Source organism: Nocardioides agariphilus (assembly GCF_015352445.1).
In the GTDB taxonomy this organism is placed as follows: Bacteria; Actinomycetota; Actinomycetes; order Propionibacteriales; family Nocardioidaceae; genus Nocardioides; species Nocardioides agariphilus.
The window spans coordinates 31,395-52,659 of the sequence record NZ_JADKPO010000031.1; the positions used below are offsets into that span (position 1 = coordinate 31,395).

22 protein-coding genes and 1 pseudogene are annotated in these 21,265 nt (G+C 69.7%); 19 read left to right on the forward strand and 4 right to left on the reverse strand.

The genetic code is table 11. The annotated features are described in order from the left end of the window. Positions 1-48 precede the first annotated feature (48 nt). Positions 49-948, forward strand: a complete 900-nt coding sequence (locus tag ISU10_RS18500; protein ID WP_194697910.1) for a GMC oxidoreductase — start codon at positions 49-51, stop codon at positions 946-948. After that, positions 942-1,109: pseudogene (locus ISU10_RS24215) on the forward strand (MFS transporter); the annotation flags it as partial. The gene ISU10_RS18500 and the pseudogene ISU10_RS24215, both read left to right, overlap by 7 nt. Positions 1,110-1,196: 87 nt before the next feature. On the opposite strand, the gene ISU10_RS23280 reads toward ISU10_RS24215, so the two are convergent. The 4 genes from ISU10_RS23280 to ISU10_RS18520 form a co-directional block, all read right to left on the reverse strand. After that, positions 1,197-1,403, reverse strand: a complete 207-nt coding sequence (locus ISU10_RS23280) for a hypothetical protein (RefSeq protein WP_228501305.1) — start codon at positions 1,401-1,403, stop codon at positions 1,197-1,199. Between the two features lie 577 nt (positions 1,404-1,980). Then, entirely contained in the window at positions 1,981-2,370 is a 390-nt protein-coding gene (locus tag ISU10_RS23285) for an aldehyde dehydrogenase family protein (RefSeq protein ID WP_228501317.1), read from the reverse strand. Positions 2,371-2,592: 222 nt separating this feature from the next. Then, positions 2,593-3,555: an electron transfer flavoprotein subunit alpha/FixB family protein gene (locus ISU10_RS18515; RefSeq protein WP_194697911.1), complete on the reverse strand. Its 963-nt coding sequence runs from the start codon at positions 3,553-3,555 to the stop codon at positions 2,593-2,595. Positions 3,556-3,566: 11 nt separating this feature from the next. Beyond that, positions 3,567-4,367, reverse strand: coding sequence for an electron transfer flavoprotein subunit beta/FixA family protein (locus ISU10_RS18520; RefSeq protein WP_194697912.1), 801 nt, complete (start codon positions 4,365-4,367; stop codon positions 3,567-3,569). A gap of 178 nt (positions 4,368-4,545) precedes the next feature. On the opposite strand from ISU10_RS18520, the gene ISU10_RS18525 reads away from it, so the two are divergent. The 17 genes from ISU10_RS18525 to ISU10_RS18605 all read left to right on the forward strand — a co-directional run. Beyond that, positions 4,546-5,532 carry a phosphotriesterase family protein gene (locus tag ISU10_RS18525; protein WP_194697913.1) on the forward strand — a complete coding sequence of 329 codons (987 nt, stop codon included), beginning with the start codon at positions 4,546-4,548 and terminating at the stop codon, positions 5,530-5,532. 58 nt (positions 5,533-5,590) lie between these two features. Further along, positions 5,591-6,778 carry a CaiB/BaiF CoA transferase family protein gene (locus ISU10_RS18530; RefSeq protein WP_228501318.1) on the forward strand — a complete coding sequence of 396 codons (1,188 nt, stop codon included), beginning with the start codon at positions 5,591-5,593 and terminating at the stop codon, positions 6,776-6,778. A gap of 65 nt (positions 6,779-6,843) precedes the next feature. Continuing rightward, positions 6,844-7,617: an enoyl-CoA hydratase/isomerase family protein gene (locus tag ISU10_RS18535; RefSeq protein WP_194697914.1), complete on the forward strand. Its 774-nt coding sequence runs from the start codon at positions 6,844-6,846 to the stop codon at positions 7,615-7,617. Between the two features lie 67 nt (positions 7,618-7,684). After that, positions 7,685-8,065 carry a DUF7508 domain-containing protein gene (locus ISU10_RS18540; protein WP_194697915.1) on the forward strand — a complete coding sequence of 127 codons (381 nt, stop codon included), beginning with the start codon at positions 7,685-7,687 and terminating at the stop codon, positions 8,063-8,065. A 19-nt stretch (positions 8,066-8,084) separates the two neighbouring features. Beyond that, on the forward strand, positions 8,085-9,251 hold the full coding sequence (locus ISU10_RS18545; protein WP_194697916.1) for an acyl-CoA dehydrogenase family protein: 1,167 nt from the start codon (positions 8,085-8,087) through the stop codon (positions 9,249-9,251). Further along, positions 9,248-10,360: a TIGR03619 family F420-dependent LLM class oxidoreductase gene (locus ISU10_RS18550; RefSeq protein WP_194697917.1), complete on the forward strand. Its 1,113-nt coding sequence runs from the start codon at positions 9,248-9,250 to the stop codon at positions 10,358-10,360. The genes ISU10_RS18545 and ISU10_RS18550 overlap by 4 nt, the downstream gene beginning before the upstream one ends. Beyond that, positions 10,357-11,553: a CaiB/BaiF CoA transferase family protein gene (locus tag ISU10_RS18555; protein ID WP_194697918.1), complete on the forward strand. Its 1,197-nt coding sequence runs from the start codon at positions 10,357-10,359 to the stop codon at positions 11,551-11,553. The genes ISU10_RS18550 and ISU10_RS18555 overlap by 4 nt, the downstream gene beginning before the upstream one ends. Then, positions 11,550-12,902 carry an MmgE/PrpD family protein gene (locus ISU10_RS18560; RefSeq protein ID WP_194697919.1) on the forward strand — a complete coding sequence of 451 codons (1,353 nt, stop codon included), beginning with the start codon at positions 11,550-11,552 and terminating at the stop codon, positions 12,900-12,902. Before ISU10_RS18555 ends, ISU10_RS18560 begins: the two co-directional genes overlap by 4 nt. 163 nt (positions 12,903-13,065) lie before the next feature. Next, entirely contained in the window at positions 13,066-14,163 is a 1,098-nt protein-coding gene (locus tag ISU10_RS18565; RefSeq protein WP_228501306.1) for a thiolase family protein, read from the forward strand. Next, positions 14,160-14,591, forward strand: a complete 432-nt coding sequence (locus ISU10_RS18570; protein ID WP_194697920.1) for a Zn-ribbon domain-containing OB-fold protein — start codon at positions 14,160-14,162, stop codon at positions 14,589-14,591. Before ISU10_RS18565 ends, ISU10_RS18570 begins: the two co-directional genes overlap by 4 nt. Positions 14,592-14,674: 83 nt before the next feature. After that, complete coding sequence (locus ISU10_RS18575; RefSeq protein ID WP_194697921.1) at positions 14,675-15,937, forward strand: ABC transporter substrate-binding protein; 1,263 nt, start codon at positions 14,675-14,677, stop codon at positions 15,935-15,937. An 86-nt stretch (positions 15,938-16,023) separates the two neighbouring features. Beyond that, a complete protein-coding gene (locus tag ISU10_RS18580; protein WP_194697922.1) occupies positions 16,024-16,908 on the forward strand; it encodes a branched-chain amino acid ABC transporter permease in 885 nt (294 codons plus the stop codon). Beyond that, a complete protein-coding gene (locus tag ISU10_RS18585; protein ID WP_194697923.1) occupies positions 16,901-17,977 on the forward strand; it encodes a branched-chain amino acid ABC transporter permease in 1,077 nt (358 codons plus the stop codon). The genes ISU10_RS18580 and ISU10_RS18585 overlap by 8 nt, the downstream gene beginning before the upstream one ends. Beyond that, a complete protein-coding gene (locus ISU10_RS18590; protein ID WP_194697924.1) occupies positions 17,974-18,756 on the forward strand; it encodes an ABC transporter ATP-binding protein in 783 nt (260 codons plus the stop codon). The genes ISU10_RS18585 and ISU10_RS18590 overlap by 4 nt, the downstream gene beginning before the upstream one ends. A gap of 31 nt (positions 18,757-18,787) precedes the next feature. Beyond that, on the forward strand, positions 18,788-19,570 hold the full coding sequence (locus ISU10_RS18595; RefSeq protein WP_194697925.1) for an ABC transporter ATP-binding protein: 783 nt from the start codon (positions 18,788-18,790) through the stop codon (positions 19,568-19,570). Continuing rightward, entirely contained in the window at positions 19,567-20,934 is a 1,368-nt protein-coding gene (locus ISU10_RS18600) for an MmgE/PrpD family protein (protein ID WP_194697926.1), read from the forward strand. Before ISU10_RS18595 ends, ISU10_RS18600 begins: the two co-directional genes overlap by 4 nt. Before the next feature lie 11 nt (positions 20,935-20,945). Beyond that, a partial coding sequence (locus ISU10_RS18605; protein WP_228501307.1) for a GntR family transcriptional regulator occupies positions 20,946-21,265 on the forward strand: 320 nt, incomplete at its 3' end.

A 21,265-nucleotide genomic window follows, 5' to 3' on the forward strand; every position in this document is an offset into this window, starting at 1 on the left:
CCTTCAGCGGACCGGACACGGTCTCGAGCTGGATGTTCAACAGCGCTGATGCCGCACGAGGTGCACGCCTACAAGGGCATCACCACCACGGGGATGATCGACGACTTCTCGGGCAACGCGCCCGACGATGTCGGGTACGTCGGCGGCTTCAATCTTGTGACCGTCTCGATGGGGATGGCGACGCTGTCGATCTTCGCCCAGCCCGGAAGCCTGATCTCCAAGCCCGGCAGCCGGGGCAACTGGTGCCCGGACCTCGTGCGTCTGATGGACAACTACACCCACCTTGCTGGTCTGCACTTCGTCGGTGAAGACATGCCGAATCCGAACAACGGCGTGACGCTGCACCCGACGGCCAAGGACGCGTTCGGGATGCCGGTGTCGGTGCTGGAGTACAACGACCACCCGAACAACGTCGCGATGCGGCGCCGGGGCTGGGACAAGGCGAAGGAGATCTTCGAGGCCGCGGGTGCCGAGGAGATCCTCGAGGTGCCTCCGTTCCCGGACACCCACCTCCTGGGCACCTGCCGGATGGGAGACGACCCAGCGACGTCGGTGGTCAACCGCTACGGGCGCGCCCACGACGTGGAGAACCTCTTCATCGCCGACGGCAGCGTGTTCCCGACGTCGACGGCAGAGAACCCGTCGCTGACGATCTCGGCCCTCGCGATCCGTCAGGCCCACCACATGATGAGCATCATGGCCGGTGAGGAGGAGGAGGCCACCACCGCGATCGGCCTGGGTCCTCCTCGGCGCCAGCGTCGGGGCGCAGAGTGGGACCAGCCTCTACCAGTTCGGGATCCCCTACCTGCTCCGGCAGCTGCGGGCCGCCTTCGGTGTCTCGCTCTTCGAGGGTGCGCTTCTCGTGGCTGCGCCCACGGCCGGCATGATCGCCACCCTCGCTGTGGGGCTGGGCGGCCGATCGACTGGGGGACCGGCCGGTCATGGTGAGCGGGCTGCTCGGCGCTTGCGCCTGCCTGGCCGCCGTCTCGCTGATCGACACCGGCCCTGAGCTCGGCGCCTTGCTGTTCGTCGCCGGCGCCTGCGGGGCCTCGGTCAACGTGACCAGCGGACGGGTGGTCCTGCGCTCCTTCGATCCGAGCGCACGGGGCCTGGCGATGGGGATCCGCCAGACATCGCCCTTGATCGGGATGGGCCTTGCCGCGCTGCTGCTCCCCCCGACTCGGGTCGACGTACGGCTATGGTCCGGCGCTCTTGGCGCCCGCCGCCATCTGCGCGGTCGCCGCGTGCGTGGCCCTGGTCGTCATCGGCGCAGCTGCGAAGCGCGCCGCCAGATCGACGCCGAGCTCCTCATCGCCGTACTGCACACCGCCCTTGTCGCTGCTGCATGGCGCCAGTGCCCTCCTCGTCATCCCGCAGATCGCGGTCGCCTCCTTCGCCTTCATCTACCTGGTCGACGTCGCCGGCTGGAGCTCATCGAGGGCGGGGGAGGGGATGGCTGTCGCGTTGGCGTCCGGAGCCGTGTGCCGCCTGCTAGCAGGGAGCTGGTCGGACCGTGCCGGCTATCGCATCGGACCGATGCGCAGGATCGCCCTGCTGGCCTTCGCCGTGGTGCCACTCATGGCTGTGCTGATGCTGGTGGGCGCGGCGACCGCGCTGGTCGTGCTGCTGCTTGCCGCCGCAGTCAGCTCGGCGTGGAACGGCCTGGCCTTCACTGCCGTCGCCGAGACCGCTGGACCATCTTGGGCCGGTCGCGCCCTGGGGCTGCACCTCCAGTACGTCACCACGGCGGCAACCCCGCCCGTCATGGCGCTCGCCATCGGACCGGGGCGGTATGGCTGGGCGTTCCTCGGCTTCCAGTCTGGCGGCGCTGGTCGCCGTGATTCTGGTGCCATCGACCCTCGCCACGACCCGCCTGGATCAAGAGTCACCACGCCGCTTGGGACGAGCGCGAGCCCAGTGAAGGAGGCCGGGGAGCGATGGGACACCGCTTCACGGCAGCACACGGGTGGCGCTGCTGCCTCATCGGCTGCGTCGACGGGTGATCTGGCACCCGGTCAGCGCGGCCGAACACGGAATCAGGGCCAGCTTGACGCCGGGCTCGGCGAGTGCCTTCTCCGTCGGGCCGCCGAACTCCGCCGGCACGCCCTCCTTGTACTCAGCGAGCTGCGCGGCAAAGTCGGTGCGCGACCCCGGGTCCGACGGCCACCGTCCCCAGCGGCTGGTGACCGAGTGGACGTCAACGGCGGTCGAGGCGTCCTGGGTGAACGATCCCTTCACAAGGTGGGCGATCCCGCACGAGAGGTCCACGACCTCCTTGCCGCGCGACACCTCCCCGCGGGCGTCCGACACGACCTTGCCGTGCTCGGCCGTGATGATCTCGGCGAGCTCGTCCTGCCGCTCGTTGAGCAGCTCGCGGAAGCCGAGAGGACCTGCGTACGCCGCGCCAGCGACGTTTCCGTCAGGCCGGGAACACGCGGGCGGCCTCCGCGACGACGGCCTCGACGTCGGACCGGAACGCCAGGGCGACCCGGGCCGAGACTATGCCAGTCGCGGGGGTCAGTGATCTCGCCGTACCGCTCGGACGAGACGGCGGGCGACCCGTCGGCCGTCTAGTGGCCGAGCACGGGCAGGTCAGCGCTCACGACGTCGGATCTCCTCGGTGACGGCGGGCAGGACGGTGTGCAGGTCTCCCACGACCCCGAGGTCGGCGAGCTCGAAGATAGGCGCGTCCGGGTCTCGGTTGACCGCGACGATCGCCCGTGAGGTCTGCATCCCGGCGCGGTGCTGGATCGCGCCGGAGATGCCCGCGGCGACGTAGAGCTGGGGCGAGACGGTCTTCCCCGTCTGACCCACTTGGAAGGAGTGCGGGGCCCAGCCGGAATCCACGGCCGCCTTCGAAGCCCCGACGGCCGCGCCAAGCGCGTCCGCGAGCGCTTCGACGGGCGCGAAGTCGCCGCCCGTCCCGCGTCCGCCCGACACGACGACCGAGGCCTCGGTGAGCTCGGGACGCGCCGACCGCTCCCGGGGCTGCCGAGCCACGACCCGGGCCGAGCGAGCCGCGTCGGAGAACGTCGTGGTCACCGGCCTCACCTCGGGGTGCGCAGGCTCGGCCACGGGTTCGACCGTGTTGGGCTTCACCGTGATGACGGGGGTTCCCCGAGTGACGCGGGCCCGGACCTCGTAGCCACCGCCGAACGCCGAGTGGGTCGTCACCGCGGCGCCGTCCACGACGTCGACGCCGACGGCGTCGGTGAGGAGGCCGGAGTCGGTGCGCACCGCCAGGCGGGCCGCGACCTCCTTTCCCTCCGGGGTGGAGCCGATGAGGACGACGGTCGGAGTCGTCGAGCGCACGAGTTGTTCCAGCGCCTCGGCGAGGGGTGCCACCGAGAACTGCTCGACGGTTTCGTCCTGGACCACGTAGACAGCCCGCGCCCCGTGCTCGCCCAGGAGCCGGACCGTCTCGTCGGGCAGGGGGTCGGGACTGGCGTAGACCGCGGACGGCTCGCCGAGCCGTCGTGCGATGGTGAGCAGTTCGAGGGTGGAGCGTCGGACGACGCCGTCGAGGTGGTCGACGAGGACGAGGACCTCTGGCATTGCAGCCTCCTTCAGATGAAACGGTTCGACGTCAGGAAGCCGACTAGCGCGTCGACGCCGGCACCGTCTACGTCTCGCACGACGACGCCGGCGGACCTCGGCGGCCGGGGTGCGACGTCGTCGACCACCGACCACGAGGCCGCGGCGCCCACAAGGGTGGCGTCGACGTCGAGGTCGGCCAACGAGACGACGTCGACCGGCTTCTTCTTGGCCGCGACGATCGCCTTGAACGACGGGTACCGGGCTTCGCCCGACTGATCGGTGACCGAGAGGACCGCCGGCAGCGTCGCACCGATCACCTCGCGGGCGTGGTCGCCGTCGCGGCGGGCGCGGATCTCGCCATCGCGCACCTCGACGAGAGACGCGAGCGTCACCTGGGGCAGGCCGAGACGCTCGGCGAGCATGGCCGGGACCACCCCCATGCCGGCGTCGGTCGAGGCCATCCCGCACACGACCAGGTCCGGCACTTCGCCGCCGGCCGCCCACCGGGCGGCTGCGGCCAGGACCAGGGAGGTGGCCAGCGCGTCCGAACCCGCCAAGGCGTCGTCGATCACATGGACGCCGCGGTCGGCACCCATCTGGAGTGCCTTGCGGATCGCCTCGACTGCGCGAGCCGGCCCCATCGAGACGACCGCGACGACCACGTCGTCGGGCGCCGGCGCCCGGTCCTTCAGGCGCAGCGCCTGCTCGACGGCGTACTCGTCCAACTCCGACAGCAGTCCGTCGACGCTGCGGTCGACGGTGCGCTCGGGGGTGAACCTCCGATCGGCGGTCGCGTCGGGGACGTGCTTAATGCACGCGACGACCTGCATGGCGAGATCCTCCTTGGATCGCGAAAAATTGTACGACCATCATACAACACGCGCGAAGTGTCACCGTGACGCGTCCGGCCCTCGGGGGGTGCTTGACGCGCTGAAAGCGCTGGGCCAGAATCAGTTGACCGACTGTCAGGTGGTGTGGCGGTCAGACGATATAGCAATCGGGAGACGCATGACGGACACGCACGAGCGCACCGTGAGCACGACGACCGGCGAGGTCCCGGTCACCGGCCTGGGCCCCACGCTCATGCACGAGCACCTGTTCGTCTTCGACGCCGAGCTGGAGCGCAACTGGGTGCGCCGCTGGGACCGGGCCGAGCAGGTCGACCTGGCCGTCCGCAAGCTGGACCGGGCCTACGACCACGGGATCCGGACGGTCGTCGACCTGACCGTAATCGGCCTCGGTCGAGACGTCGAGCTGGTGCGGGAGGTGGGCGAGCGGACGCGGGTCCAGCTCGTCGTGGCCACCGGTGTCTACACCTTCAACGAGCTGCCTCGTTACGTCACCCAACGAGGGCCCGGCTCCATGAACGGTGGCCCGGACGTTCTCGGCGCCCTGCTCAAGCGCGACATCGAGGAAGGCATCGCCGGCACCGACGTCCGCGCCTCGGTACTCAAGGTGGCCACCGACGAGCCCGGTGTCACTCCCGGTGTCGAGCGGATGCTGCGGACCACGGCCCAGGTGCACCGGGAGACGGGTGTGCCGATCATGACGCACGCGAACGCCTCGCTGCGGCAGGGCCTGGCCCAGCTCGACATCTTCGAGAGCGAGGGCGTGGACCTCTCCCGGGTGGTCATCGGGCACTGCGGGGACAGCAGGGACCTGGACTACCACCGCGAGCTCCTCGACCGGGGCGCCTACGTGGGCCTGGACCGGTTCGGCCTGGTCCATCTCCTGCCCGACGAGGACCGCGCCGAGGTCGTGGCCGAGCTCTGCCGCCAGGGGTACGCCGACCGGCTGGTGCTCTCCCACGACAGCTCGACCTACTCGCACAGCTTCGAGCCCGCGACTCGTGAGCGGCTCGGGGACTGGGACTACAGCCACATCTCCCGCGTGGTGCTACCGGCGCTGGCCGTGGCCGGCGTCGCCCAGGAGCAGATCGACCAGATGCTGGTGCGCAACCCCATGGCGGTGCTCGGCCACGACGGCCCGTACTGACCCCTGGCCGGCGAGACGCAATGCCCGAGACGCAAGGACTGGAGAGAGTCACGTGAGCATGGCCCTCGACGACCTCGTGGTCCTGGACCTCGGCCAGATCTATAACGGCCCCTACTGTTCCCTGCTGCTGGCGCACATGGGAGCGCGGGTGATCAAGATCGAACCGCCCGACGGCGAGAGCATGCGGCAACGCCTGCCGGGGGAGGAGATCCCTGCGTTCGTCCTGATGAACTCCCACCGCGAGGGGCTCGCGCTCGACCTCAAGGACCCCGACGGGCACGACATCTTCATGCGCCTGGTGGCCGAGGCCGACGTGGTGATCGAGAACTACGCCGAGGGCACGATGGAGCGCCTCGGCATCGGCTACGACGCGCTGGCCGCCGTGAACCCCCGCATCATCGTCGGTTCCGGGAAGGGCTTCGATCCGGAGGGGCCATGGGCCGGCCGGCTGGCCATGGACCTGACCGTGCAGGCGATGACCGCTGTCATGTCTGTTACTGGCTTCCCGGACATGCCACCGGTGAAGGCAGGCGCCCAGATCGCCGACATCATGGGCGGCGTCACCCTCGCGGTCGGCGTCCTCGGGGCCCTGCACCAGCGGTCGCGGACGGGCGAGGGGCAACACGTCAAGGTTTCCATGCAGGACGCGGTCATCCCGGCGCTGGCGTCCAACATCGCGGGCTACCTCGAGACCGGCGGCACGCTCCCGGAGCGCACCGGCAACCGGCAGAACGGCCTGGCGGTGGCGCCGTACAACGTCTATCCCACCTCCGACGGCTGGGTGGCGATCTTCTGCGTGAGCGAGCCGCACTGGCACAAGCTGCTCGACGTCATGGGCGAGCGCGACCGGTTCGGCGGTGAGGAGTTCGCGACGATGCCGCGGCGGGCCGCGCGCATGGACGAGATCGATGCGGTCGTGGAGTCGTGGACGAAGGTGCGGACGGTCGAGGAGATCCTCGAGATCCTCGACGCCTCCCGCATCCCCAGTGCGCCGCTGCTGCACGTCTCGGACCTGCTCGAGAGCCAGTGGTTCCGCCGCGACGGCGGGATGCTGGAGCACGTTCCCCATCCGACGCTGCACGACGCGCGGGCGTTCGGGAGCCCCATCAGGCTGAGCGCGAGCGAGCGACGCGCCATCACGCGTGCGCCGTACATCGGCGAGCACACCGGACTTGTCCTCTCGGGGGACCTCGGGTTGACCGACGACGAGATCGCGGACCTGCGACGGCGAGGAGTCGTGAAGTGACCCGCGGCCGGAGCCTCGCGCCCGGACCCCGCTGATTCCACCGCTGGACGAGAAGGAGCGAGAGCATGGCCATCGACCTCGAAGTCGACGCAGGCGTCGCCGTCATCACCATCAACCGGCCGGAGCGCCTGAACGCGATGGACCAGCCGGCCTACGAGGCGCTGACCCAGGCCTGGTGCCGGGTCCGCGACGACGACGACATCCGGACCGCGGTGATCACCGGGGCCGGCGACCGCTCGTTCTCGGTGGGCGCCGACCTGAAGAGCCAGTTCCGTGACCGACGAGACCTGAGCCAGCTGTTCAAGACCCAGCAGGGCCTGCTGCTGAACCGGGGCCTGGAGATCTGGAAGCCGGTGATCGCCGCGGTCAACGGTTATTGCCTGGGAGGTGGCATGACGCTGCTCCTGGCGACCGACATCCGGGTGGCGGTGCCGGAGGCGACGTTCGGGCTGTCGGAGGTCAAGCGCGGGCTGCTCGCCGGCAACGGTGCGACGCAGCGGCTGCTGAGCCAGATCCCGTATGCAGTGGCCATGAAGCTGCTGCTCACGGGGGAGGCGATCAGCGCCGAGGAGGCCCAGCGGTGGGGTCTGATCAACGACGTCGTCGAGCGCGACCAGCTGCTCGACCGGGCGATTTCCTACGCCCGCCAGCTGGCCGCCGGCGCCCCGCTCGCCATCCAGGCGACCAAGGAGGCGGCTCTGCGCGCCCGTGAGATGAGCTGGAACGGCGGCTTCCGGCTCGAGGAGATGTTCTCGCAGCTGCTCTTCTTCAGCGACGACGCGCAGGAGGGCCCGGCCGCCTTCAGCGAGAAGCGGCCACCGGAGTTCCACGGACGATGACCAAGGGCGATGACCAAGGGCGATGACCAAGAGCGATGACCAAGAGCGATGAAGGAGTGATGGAGCGATGAGCATCCGCATGGACAAGGAGTGGCTCCCGTTCACGCCGGAGCAGGTGGCCGACGCGCCGGGCCACATGGGCGTCTACCAGATCGCCGACGCCGACCGACAGCTCCTCGACATCGGGCGGGCCGGCGGGGGGACCCGTTTCGGCCTGCGCGGCGAGTTGACGCAGGCGCTGGAGAGATGGGGTGACCGGGGGAGGTACTTCCGCTTCGAAGTCAACCTCGGCTACTGGAGCCGGCATCAGGAGCTGCTCATGCTGGCGCTCCACGACCACGGACACCTGCCCGAGGGCTGCTCGGAGGAGCAGGCGGCCCAGCTCGGGCGCATCAGTCCCCACCCCGGAAACGACGGCGCCGCCCGGCCCTCGTCGCGCACCGTCTAGAGATCAGGAGAGACACCCCATGGACTTCAAGCTCGACGAAGAGCAGCAGGCCGTCGTCGACAACGTGCGGCGATTCGTCCGCGAGGAGGTCGTGCCGCTCGAGATGGGCCTCGACCCCGATGCCGACGAGTTGCCTCACGAGGACTTCAAACGCCTCAGCGACAAGGTCAGGGCGATGGGCCTGTACGCCCTGGACGTGCCGGAGGAGTTCGGCGGGCCGGGTCTGGACCTGGTGACCCGGGCGGCGATGGCGTTCGAGATGTCCCAGCATCGGGCCGGTCTCTACGCGCCGTGCTACGGCACGTTCGGGGGCGTGGGTCTCCTGCACCTCTTCTCCGGCAGCGAGGAGCAGAAGAAGAAGTACCTCGAACCCTTGCTCCGTGGTGAGTTGACCAGCTTCTTCGCGCTCACCGAGCCGTCGGGCGGCAGCGACCCCGCCCGCGCGATCGAAACCCGGGCGGTGCAGGATGGCGACGAGTGGGTGCTCAACGGCTCCAAGCTCTACATCAGCGGTGCCGACAAGGCCGACTTCGGCATCACGTTCGCGCGCACCGGGTCGGAGAAGAGCCGTGACAACATCACCTGCTTCATCATCGAGTCGGGCTGGCCAGGCTTCCACGTGCGCCGGGTCGTCCACACCATGCGCAGCAGCCACTACGCGACCGAGCTGCAGTACGAGAACCTGCGCGTACCAGCGGCCAACGTGCTGGGTGAGGTGGGCAAGGGCTTCAGCCTCGCCTCGGGCTCTCTGCTGCGGGAGCGCCTCCCGTACGCCGCGCTCTCGCTCGGCCCCGCGATTCGGGCCCAGGAGATGTGCATCCAGTGGATCAAGGACCGCCACGTCTTCGGCGCACCGCTGGCCTCGAAGCAGGCGATCCAGTGGATGATCGTCGACAACGAGATGGACATCCGCCAGGCCCGCTGGGTGGTGCTGGACGCGGCACAGAAGGCCGACCGGGGTGAGCCGTTCCGCATGGAGGCGGCCATGGCCAAGCTCGCCGCGACCGAGGCGGCCGGTCGTGTCGTGGACCGTGCGATCCAGATCCACGGCGGCGCCGGCGTCACCAAGGACTTCCCGTTCGAGCGGTGGTACCGCGAGCTGCGCATCCGGCGCATCGGCGAGGGCCCCAGCGAGGTGCAGCGGCTGATCATGGCGCGCGAGCTGATCGGCGGCTCGTTCAAGTGACCCGTCCCGCGGCCGCACCGGCTCCGGCCGGTGCAGCCGCGCGGCCGACGCCCCGGTTCTCGGTGCGGCCACCCATGTTGACGCGGGCCGAGGTCGAGACCGATGTCCGCGCCCTGCTGGCCTGGGCCGAGCGGGCCGAGGCGTTGGGCTTCGACGCCGTCTTCATCGGTGACCGACTGCTCGCCCAGGCGCGATCGCGCTCCCAGGTCGTCTACAACGGATCGGGGCTGGACCCCCTGGTGACTCTCTCGGCTATCGCTGCTCGCACGACCCGTCTCGGGCTCGGGACCCTGATCTACAACGTCCCCTTCCGGCATCCGATCCAGGTGGCGAAGTCGTTCGCTTCCCTGGACGTCATGAGCGGCGGACGGCTCATCTTCGGGGCGGGCCTCGGCTGGAGCGAGGCGGAGTTCGCGGCGCTCGGCATCGCGATGCGCGAGCGCGGTCGCCTGTTCGAGGAGGCCATCCCGCTGCTGCGAAGCCTGTGGTGCGGGGACGTCGTGACCCATCGTGGGCGCTGGCGCCTGGACGACGTGCAGATCGCTCCCGCATCACCGATGCCCGGAGGACCGCCCATCTGGATGGCGTCGTTCGCCCCCAGCCACTCGTTGGACTTCTCGTCGGGCATCTCCCCAGCCATCGCCAGGGCCCTGCGCCGCGTCGGGCGCCTGGCCGACGCCTGGGTCCCGATGACCTACTCCGCCTCGGCGCGTAGACACCTGTCGTCGCGGGACGCCGCGGCCGCCTGGGCACTGGTCGGCGCGGGAGCCGACGAGGCCGGACGCGATCTGTCGGCGGTCAAGGTGATCCAGTCCGAGTGGGTCTACGTCCTCACCGATGCCGGTTCCCGCGACCGCTGCCGCCGGGCGCTCTCGGCGTACTTCACCGGCGACTGGGACGACGCCGTGCGGACCTACGTCATCGGCTCCGCGGACGAGGTCGCCGAGAGGCTCGCGGGCCTGAGCGCCGACATAGGTCACGTCGATGGCTTCGTCTTCACCCCGATCAGCAACGAACCCGACCAGCTCGCGCTGCTGGCCGACCTCCGGTCGTCGGTCGCGCCCGTCCTGTCGACGTCCTCGCCCCTCGTCCCGGAAGGTTCCGCATGAACGGCACCGCCGCCCTGTCCGGTCTCAAGGTCCTCGAGATCACCCAGGTGATCGCGGGCACGGTCGCCGGCAGCTTCCTGGCCGATCTCGGTGCCGACGTGGTCCACGTCGAGGACCCGGTCCACGGGGATCCGCACCGCGACTCGGGGGTGAAGAAGGACTCGGTGCCCTTGTGGTGGAAGGTGTCGGCCCGCAACAAGCGTTGCGTCACCCTCGACCTGCGATCGGAGGAGGGGCAGGCGCTGGCCCGGCGGCTGGCCGAGTGGGCCGACGTCGTCATCACAAACTTCAGGGCCTCGACCTTGGAGCGCTGGGGTCTGGACTGGCCGGGCCTGCACGCGGTGAACCCTCGGCTCGTCATGCTGCAGATCACCGGCTTCGGCGCCGCCGGGTCACAGCGAGACCGGCCCGGCTTCGGCAAGGTCGGGGAGGCCATGAGCGGCGTGGTGTACCTGACGGGCTTCCCCGACGGCCCGCCGGTCCACACCGGCTTCTCGCACGCCGACTCCGTCACCGGTCTGGCCGGAGCGTTCGCGGTGCAGGCCGCGCTGTACCGCCGGTCGGTCGATCCGGACTTCGACGGGGAGTGGATTGACCTGGCCCTGTTCGAGCCGCTCTACCGGCTCATCGAGTGGCAAGTCATCGTCTACGACCAGCTGGGGCTGCTGCCGGGACGGGCCGGCAACCAGCTGGCTATTGGTCCCGCCGCCGTGATCAACACCTACCAGTCGTCCGACGGGCATTGGATCACCGTCACGACCGGGACCGCGCGCGCGGTCCGGAACGTGGCCGAGCTCCTCGGCGAGCCCGTGGAGGACTACGCGACGGTGACGATGCAGCTCAAGCGCCGCGACCGGCTCGACGACCTCCTGCGCGCCTGGGTCGCAGGGCACACTGCCGACGACATCCTCGCCGCCACGACGCGGGCCGGCGTGACCGCCTCCCGCGTCTTCTCGGTCGTCGACATCCTCGAGGACCCCACCTACGCCGAGCTCGGTGACGTCATCACCGTCGAGGATCCCGATCTCGGGCCAGTCCGCATGCAGGGCGTGATCCCTCGGCTCGCCCAGCACCCCGGCCAGGTGTGGCGGACCGGGGCCGGGCTGGGCGAGGACAACGACCTCGTGTACTCCGAGTGGCTCGGAATTGGCGAGGAGGAGGTCCGGCGGCTGCGGGACGCCGGGACCATATGACGCGCACCCTCGCCCACGAGATGGCCGGGTTCGTCCGCGGACTGGTGTGGGACGACGTACCCCGCGAGGTCCGGGACTGCGTCCGGGGCCGAGTCCTCGACGCGGTGAGCACCGCTCTTGCCGGGCGTTCGACACCGGTCACCCGGCGGGCCGTCGAGGCCATGGCGTGGGCCGCGCCCGGGCTGGGTCAGTGCACCGTGCTGGTCGAGGATCGCCCGAGCGGCCCGGCCGCGGCCGCATTCGTGAATGCCGTCGCCGTCCATGCCCTGCTCTACGAGGACGTCAACCTGAGCAGTGGTGACCATCCGGGCGCCGTGGTGGTGCCCGCGGCCCTCGCCGCCGTCGAGGCGGCGGAGTCCGTCACCGCCCGGGCGGCGACCTCGCACGACCTGCTCGCGGCGGTGCTCACCGGTTACGAGGTGCACCTGTGGCTGGGGACCCTGGCCGCGGAGGGGATCATGCGCCGCGGTCTGCGCACGACGTCGATCCTGGGTGCCGTCGGGGCAGCTGCCGCTGCGGCTCGGGCCCTGCGGTTGGACGCCGACCAGGTCGCCACGGCGCTGGCCCTGGCGAGCACGGCCGGTGCCGGGCACATGGAGGGGTTCATCGGGGGGACCGAGGAGCCCTACCTGCAGGCGGGGTACGCCAGCCAGGCAGGCCTCGTGAGCGCCCTGCTCGCCGCATCGGGTGTGGACGCGGCACCGACGGCGTTCGAGGGCGACCTCGGTTTCCTGCGCGCGGTCGCGGACGTGACGGGCGAGGTACCGCTGACCCGGCCGACGGGCTGGCTGGTCCTCGGTGTCGCCGCGAAGCCCTACCCGATCAGCGGTGGGAAGATCACCGCCGTCGACAGTGCCCTTGCCCTCGTCGAGCAAGGAGTGCGGGTCGAAGACGTGGTCCGGGTGCGGGTGGTGGTACCGGACTGGGTGAAGAACTTCCCGCCGGCCGACAAGGCCGGCCCCTACGCCTCGATGTACCAGGCGCAGGAGAGCATCCAGTTCTGCGTCGCCGCCGCACTCGCCGGCCTTCCCATGGACGCGCTCTCCACCGTCGTCGACCGGTACGCCGATCCGGTGGTCGCCGAACTGTCCGGACGGGTCGAAGTGCAGGGGGAGAGCGGCCGCGTGCTCTCGCTGATCGAGGTGACCTCGCGGGACGGGAGCACACGAGCCGCGGAGGTGGACTGGAGCGGGCGTCACCGCGCGACGGTCGAGGCGATGCTCGCCAAGCTCGAGGCGCTGGCCGCCGGCGCCTGGCCGCGCGACGCGCCCCGCCGGTTGGCCATCGTACTCGGGGCGCAGCGGCCGCTGCCGATCGAGGACCTGACGCAGGCCCTCCGGCCCCGGTGAGAGCGGGGTTCGTGTCGGCCTATTGACGGCCAAGTTGCAGGTGGGTTAAATGTGTCCGTCAGTCAGTTTGTATGGCGGTCAGACAAACTGAGCGTCCGACACATCGTCTCAGGGAAGAGGTGGCGTCATCAGCGTTGCTCGAGGCTCGATCGTCATCGCCGGGGTGGGACACACCGCCTTCGGCGCGTTGCCGGGACGCAGCACCATCTCGATGAACGTGGAGGCCTGCCGCGCCGCGCTCCAGGACGCCGGCATCGAGAAGGACCTCGTCGACTGCGTCCTGGTCAAGTTCCCGACCTCGAAGTTCGAGCACATGTACGGGCACAAGCTGTCCGAGGCGCTCGGCCTCCAGCCGAAGATCACCGGCGTGATGGACCAGGCCGGGGCCTCCAACATCGGACACGTCGCCATCGCGGCGATGGCGATCGAGTCCGGGCAGTGCGACGTCGCACTCATCAGCTTCGCCGACAACCCGAAGTCAGGGGTGCGCAGCGCCTACCAACAGGCCCAGGGCGACGACGCGGCGTTCGGCTGGATCGGTCCGCCCGGCGGGTTCGCCATGGTCGCGCGCCAGCACATGGAGCGCTACGGCACCACGAGCGAGCAGCTCGCGGAGATCGCGGTCACCTGTCGGGCCCACGGAGCAAACAACCCGAACGCCCAGCTGCGTCGCCCGATCACGGTCGCCGACCACCAGGCCTCGCGCATGGTGGTGGACCCGCTCCACCGCGACGACTGCTGTCTGGTCTCCGACGGTGGTGCGGCGATCGTCGTCATGTCGGCCGAGCGCGCGCGCCAGCTGAACGTCCCGGATCCCGTCCCGGTCCTCGGCTTCGGCCAGGGCCATACGGGGTGGGAGGTGCGCACCCGTCCCGACCTGACCACGACCCAAGCCGTGGTATCGGCCCAGACGGCGTTCGCGATGGCTGGTGTGTCGCCCAAGGACATCGACGTCGCCCAGCTCTACGACTGCTTCACCATCTGCTTGCTGATCACCCTCGAGTCCTACGGCTTTTGCCCGCCCGGGCACGGCGGCAAGTTCGTCGAGGGCGGCAACATCGGCCCGGGAGGCGAGCTCCCGGTGAACACCAGCGGCGGCCTGCTCTCCGAGACCGGGATGCCCGGCATGCAGCTCATCATCGAGGCGGTGCGCCAAGTCCGGGGGACCTCGGTCAACCAGGTCAAGGACGCCGCCCTCGCCGTCGTCAGCAACCAGGGAGGCATCATGCAGACCCACTCGACCCTGGTGCTCGGCCGATGAGCGAGCAGGCCGCTGCAGTGCGCTCCCCGCGCGACGAGTACTGGGCCGCGATCGAGGAGGGCAGCCTCCGGTTCCAGGCCTGCCAGGAATGCGAGAACCGCTGGCTGCCGCCGCGCGACCACTGCCCGCGATGCCTCAGCGGCCGCTTCGAGTGGCAGACCGCCGGTGGCGAGGCCGAGGTCATGAGCTGGGTCATCTACCACATGGAGTACGGACCGAACTTCCACGACCGGCTCCCCTACAACGTGGCACTGGTGCGGCTCGTCGAGGGCCCCCAGCTGATCACCAACTTGGTCAAGGCGAGCTCCGACGACCCGGAGGAGCCTGACCTGGATTCCTTGAAGGCCGGCGAGCGGGTCCATCTCCGCATCGCCCGCTGGCCGGATGGGCCGTTGTTGCCGCTGTTCGCCGTAAGCGACCGGACGTAGACCGACTCGTCCGTCGCGCCGCTCGGGTCAGGCACCACCCACGCAAGGAAAGAAACCTGGAGGTCGTTGTGGCCAAACCGAACATGAAGCTCAGGAAGCGGGCCGTCCTCGCGCTCGCCTCGATTACCGCAGTGGGCGCCCTGGGTGCGTGCGGCGGCGGTGACGGCAGTAGTGGTTCCGACGATGATGGTCCCATCACGATCGGCTTCTTCCACAGCCTGTCCGGCGTCAACGCAGGCTTCGGACAGCAGACCCTGCAGGGGGCCCAGCTGGCAGTCAAGCTGGCGAACGCCGACGGGGGCGTCGACGGGCGCGACCTGGAGCTGAAGACCCACGACGACCAGGACGGGTCGGTCTCGGGCACCATCAACGCGGTCCGCGCACTGCAGGACAGCGACATTCTGATGGGCGGGTCGCTGAGCGCGGCGTGCGCGGGTGCCGCCGACGCGATCGGGCAGACGGGCAAGCCCACCATCTACGCCGGCTGCTCGCCGAACGAGATCGTCAGCACGCTCAAGCGGGACAACGCCTTCCACATCTTCGGCACCAACTTTTCCATCGGCAGCTCGATCGGCCGGGCGATGAAGCAGGAGTTCCCCGACGTCAACACCTGGGACCTCTACTGCACCAACAACCTGACCGGGTTCCAGATCTGGAACAGCGTGTACGACGGCATCAAGGCGGAGGGCGGTGACGTTAGCCTCGACCAGCAGGTGCTCGTCGACCCAACGGCGACCGACACGCGCACGCAGGTCTCGCAACTGGCCGCCGGTGCCGGTGACGCGTCGAGCAAGGGTCTGTTCCTGTCAACGTTCGGAGCGGCCACGACCACCTTCCTCAAGGGGGCCGAGCCCTACGGCCTCACCGACAAGTACGCCGCCGTCGCGACCAGTGGCGCCTTCGACCTCACCGCGTGGTCCCTGAAGGGCACCTCGCCGCAGATGTGGAACGGCTTCACCTACTACTACGGCGCCGTCAACACCCCGGAGAACGCCGCCTTCGTCAAGGCCTACGAGGACGAGTACGACGGCCCGCCGAGCGGATTCGCCTACCAGGGATACACGGCCGTCCAGGTGGCGATCGCGGCTCTCGAGGAGACCAAGGGGGACACCGACGCCAAGGGCCTCATCGACGCGCTCGGCAAGGTCACCGTCAAGTCACCGGCGGGCGAGATCCACAACATCGACGGCCTCAACCAGTACAACACCCCGGTCGTCGTCTGGAAGTCCGTGGGCGACCCGTCGGCCCCGCAAGGGCTGAAGGTGCTGAAGTCGGTGCTCGTGCCGGCCCAGGACGACATCAACTTCTGGCAGCCGGAGGAGGACTCCGAGCAGCTCAAGGGTTGAGTCAGGCCGTTCCGGCTGGGGCGGGTCTCTGGCACCCGCCCCAGCCGCCGGCTCCCGGTCCGAGAATCACAAGTCAGGAAGGCTCGATGTCCTCCTTCATCGTGGCAGTCATCTCCGGCCTCAGCGCCGGAGCCCTGCTGTTCTTGGCGGCCTCCGGGCTGACGCTGGTCTTCGGGGTCATGCGGATCATCAACTTCGCCCAGGGCGCGATGGTCATGCTCGGCGCCTTCATCTTCCACTCGGCCCTCTTCGGGCAGTTCCAGCCGACGATCCCGGCCTTCGTGCTCTCGGTGATGATCACGACGCTCGCCATGGCGGTCTTCGGGGTGCTGCTCGACGTGATCCTCGTCCACCGCCTGGTCAAGCTAGACGAGGTCCCGGTCCTGCTCGCGACGTTCGGGCTCCTGCTGGCCATCACCGGAGCCGTCCCGCTGCTCTTCGGGACGCTCCCGCTGTCGTCCTCCCTACCGAAGTCCATCGACCGGACGGTGACGCTGGGCTCGGGAGTCGTGGTCCCTCTCTACGACCTGATCCTGATCGTCGTCGCCGCCGTCATCACTGCCTTCCTCGCGTGGCTGCTGAACTCCACCGGCTTCGGCCGCCGGGTCAAGGCCGTGTCCGACGACAGCGACATGGCCGAGGCGTCGGGCGTGAGGAGCGGGTCGATCCGGATGCTCGCCTTCGCTCTCGGCTCGGCCCTGGCCGGTCTCGGGGGGGCGCTGTTCGCCCCTTTGGTCACGCTCGACTCCGGGCTCGGGGCCGGCATCGTCGTCGAGGTGTTCGTCGTCATCGTGGTGGCGGGACTGGGGTCGATCTGGGGAGCCCTCGTGGTGTGCCTCCTGCTCAGCATCCTGGTGGCGATGTTCAGCCTGTACGCCGCCGACCTTCAGCCCTACGTCCTCTACTCGGTGATGGGCCTGGCCATCCTGCTCAAGCCGGGCGGGTTCTTCGGAGCGAGACACAGTGAGTAGGCCGGTGGTGCCCTCGCGTTGGTGGGCACACCCCGGCGAGAGCCTGTGGGTGCGGATGGTCCTGATCGTCGTGGTGGCGGGCCTGTACGTGGCCTGGATCGACAACGTCGGGGTCAACACCGGCCTGGGGTCCGTGCTCATGCTGATCATCCCCGGGGCGCTCTTCGCGCTCGCGATGGGCGTCTCCTACGGCTGGTGTGGGCTCGTGACGTTCGGCCAGGGTGCCTTCTTCAGCATGGGCGGCTTCACGGCGGCGCTGCTGCGGGAGAAGGAGCTGTCGCCCCTGTCGGTCGTCGTCCTCGGAGGCGTGGTCGGCGGCTTCGCCGCGTGGGTTTTCGCAGCGCTGGTGCTGCGACGGAGCACCAGCCTCTGGTTCGCGATGTTGACGCTGGCCTTCGGCCAGTTCCTGTTCGAGTACGGCAACAAGTCGAGCCATTTCGGTGGTCCCGATGGCATCGCCGGCATCCCGCGGGGATCGGTCTTCGGCCAGGACCTGCTCATGCAGTGGCCGTTCACGATCTACTCCCTGATCGTTGCGACGGTCGTGATGCTCGTCCTCGCCGTCGTCTACGTGAGCGGCTTCGGCATGGTGGGTCGCGCGGCACGTCTCAACAGTCAGCGGGCCGAGGCACTGGGCCTGAACGTCGTGATGATCCAGGTGACGATGTTCGGGGTCTCCGGTGCGGTTGCCGGAGTGGCGGGTGTGCTCCTGGCCCAGCAGCAGTCGTTCTTCTCGACCGGCTACCTCGGCCTCCAGTTCGCGGGCGCGGCGATCGTGGCCGCCATGATCGGCGGGGTCAACAGCTACTGGGGGCCTCTCATCGGGTTCACGATCCTGGCGCTCGCGCAGAATCAGCTGGCGGGATCCACGCTGGGATCGGTGGGATGGGACCTCGTGCTGGGAGTGGGCGTCGTGATCATCGTGCTGCTGGCTCCCGACGGGCTGATGGGCGGGTTGGACTCCGCCCGCCGGAGTCTCGGCCGGCGGATGACACGCCGGGCCCGGGTCGACCGGCGACGGGAGTCGTCCGAGCCGAGAGCCCCCGAGGCCGTGGGGGAGGGCTCGTGACCGCGGGTGAGGAGGTTCTGGCGGTCAGCGACCTCGACGTGCGCTACCGCAGCGGGTTCCAGGCTGTCAGCGGCGTGAGCCTCTCCCTCGCCCGGAACGAGCGGCTGGCCGTCATCGGACCCAACGGCGCCGGCAAGACCAGCCTGGTCTCCGCGATCTGCGGCGACCTGCGGCGTAAGGCGTCGGTCACCGGCGACCTGCGGATCGAGGGGCGCTCGGTGGCCCGCCGGCGACCGCACGTGCGCGCCCGGATGGGCCTTGGTCGCACCTACCAGGTGGCGCAGGTCTTTCCCGGCATGACGGTGCTCGAGCACCTGGCGCTGGCGCGGATCGCCCGCAGGCGCGGTGTGGGTCGCTGGCTGCGCGAGGTCAAGTCGGAGTTCGAGCTGACCGATGCCGAAGCCAAGGTCATCGACCTGCTCGGGCTGCGGAAGGTGCTCACCCAGCGCGTCTCGCAGCTGGGGCAGGGCGACCTCAAGCTCGTCGAGCTGGCCGCCACGCTGTGCGCCGAGCCCCAGATCCTGCTCCTGGACGAGCCTACGGCGGGCATGGGGAGCCGCGAGGCCGAGAACGTGTGCGAGGTCATCGAGACCATCGTCGCGCTGCGACCGAGCCTCAGCATCATCCTCATCGAGCACAACATGGACGTCGTCTTCCGGGTCGCCCAACGCGCGATCGTCATGCACCAGGGCCGGGTGATCGCCGATGGCACGCCCGACGACGTCCGCGCCGACAGTGAGGTCAGGGCACTCTACCTGGGATACCACGCCGGCGCATGAACGCGACGACGAGACAGGAGGCTCGCCCGTGATGCCACGGAGACGCTTCACCGCGGCCGCGGTGGACGAGAAGCTGGGCAAGGATGCTAGGTGCGAGTTCCGCGTGAGTGGGCTGAACGTGTCCTACGGCGGTGTCCGGGCGCTTCGCGACATGACCTTCACCGTCCGGCACGGCGAGGCCGTGGCCCTGGTGGGTCGCAACGGCGCCGGCAAGACCTCCACCTTGCAGGGGATCATGCGCTTCGGTGGACGGGCGACCGGATCGGTCGTGCTCGAGAGTGCCGCGGCCACGGTCGACCTGTCCCGCGCCAAGACCTACGAGGTCGCGCGGGCCGGGGTCACGCTCGTGCCCGACTCCCGCCGGCTCTTCCCGCGTCTGGAGATCGGTCACATCCTGCGTCTGTGCGCCGAGGAGGTCGTCGGGCGAAAGGCGGCCGCCGAGCGGGTCGACTGGGTGCTCCATCTGGTGCCGGCCGTGGCGCCGTGGCTGGACCGCAAGCGCGGTGAACTCAGCGGCGGCCAGCAGCAGCTGGTCGCCATCGCCCGGGGCCTGGCCATGCGTCCGCGCGTGCTGCTGCTCGACGAGCCGTCGGAAGGGCTGTCGCCGGTGGCGCGGCAAGACGTTCTCGAGGTCGTGCTCAACCTCAAGCGGGCCACCGGCATGGCCATGGTCGTGGCCGAGCAGAACATCGACTTCGCCCTGGCGCTCGCGGACTCCATCGTCGGCCTGGTCAGCGGCTCCCCGATGTGGACCAAGGATGCCGAGGTGTTCCGGCAGGACCGGACCGAGATCGAGTCGGTGGTGGCGCTGTGAGCACGCGAACGTCGAACGTCCAGGAGGCCTTGGCCGCGTGGATCGTGGGCTTCGACCGGTCGCAGGTGCCGGCTCGGGTGAGGGAGGCCGTCGTCACGGCCCTCGTCAACTCGGTCGGCACGGGCATCGGGGGTCTCACGGTCGACACGGCGCAGAACGCGGTCCAGTACGCCCACAGCAACGCCGCCCCCGGCCCGGCCTCGGTCATCGTCGACGGTGCCCGGCTGGCCCCCGGCATGGCCGCCTTCGCCAACGGCGTGATCCTCAATGCGCTTGGCCAGGAGGAGACCCACGCGGCGACCGCCACGCACCCCGCGGAGACGACCGTCCCCATCGTGCTGGCCATGGCCGAGGAGTTGGGCAGCTCGGGCCAGGAGGTCGTTGACGCACTCCTGATCGGGATGCAGGTGACCATGGGCCTGGGGGCCATGGAGCTCATGCCGACGATCCGCTACGAGATCTGTCAGGCGCCTTCTGTGCTGGGGACCGTGGGCGCGGCGGCGGGAGCGGCGCGGCTGCTCGGCCTCGACGAGCCGACAACGACGCACACGCTCGGGCTGGCCGCGATGTTCTCGGCCGGCCTCTCCGAGTCCATCGTGAAGGGCACCGGCGAGTACCACTACCTCAAGGGCTTCGTGGGCGTGCATGCCCACACCGCCGTCCAGCTCGCCGCGGCTGGTGCCGAGGCGGCCACGTCGGCCTTCGAGGGGCCGGGTGGCTTCTTCCGGATGTTCTTCGGCGTGGACCCGGACCGGCTGAAGGCCTTCGACGTGGCGGCCGACGTGGTGAAGCAGGCGTCCACCTGGTCGATCCTGGACCTCGTCTACAAGCCCTACCCGGCCAACTGGTTCAACATGCCGTTCATCGACGCGGCCAAGCACTTGCGCGAGCACGAGGGTGTCGCGGCCGACGATATCGTCTCCATCGACCTGGCGGTCAACGAGTTCGCGCGGCGCTCGGGGGGCCTCGACGGGCCGCCGTTCACCTACCGGTGCAACGCCCTGGCCTCCACGCAGTTTGGCGTGGCGACCATGCTGGCGACCGGACGGGTCACCCTGCGCGAGACCGTGGAGCGCAACGACCCGGAGGTCCTCCGCCTGTGCGGAGCCACGACGGCCGTGGCGTCGGCCGGGATGGGCAACGGACGCCTCGTCGTACGGACCGGATCCGGTGTCCACGAGGTGGATCTGGACGACGAACCTCGTGACTACCGGCTCGGGCGTCGCGAGATCACCGAGCAATTCGAGCGGATCGTCGGGGAGGTGCTCGGCCCGGAGCGGGCCACCCACCTGCTCGGGTTGCTGGAGGGCATCGACGACCTCGACGACATCGGCTCGATCACCCAGGCATGGGTGGGGGCGTGATGGCCGAGATCATGCGCATCGAGCGCAATCCCTCGCCGATCCGTGCGCAGGTGTTGGAGAACCTGCGGCAGGCGATCATCGATCGTCGGTTGGTGCCGGGGCAGCGGTTGATCGAGCGGGAGCTGATCGAGCTCACCGGTGTCTCCCGATCGAGTGTGCGGGAGGCGTTGCGGGAGCTGGCGGCCGAGGGCCTGGTGACGGTGATCCCGAACCAGGGCACGGTGGTGACGAGCCTGGGGGTGGCCGAGGCGCAGCAGTTGTACCAGATCCGGTCGGCGCTGGAGGGCTTGGCGGGGCGGTTGTTCGTGGAGCACGCCTCGGAGTCGGACCG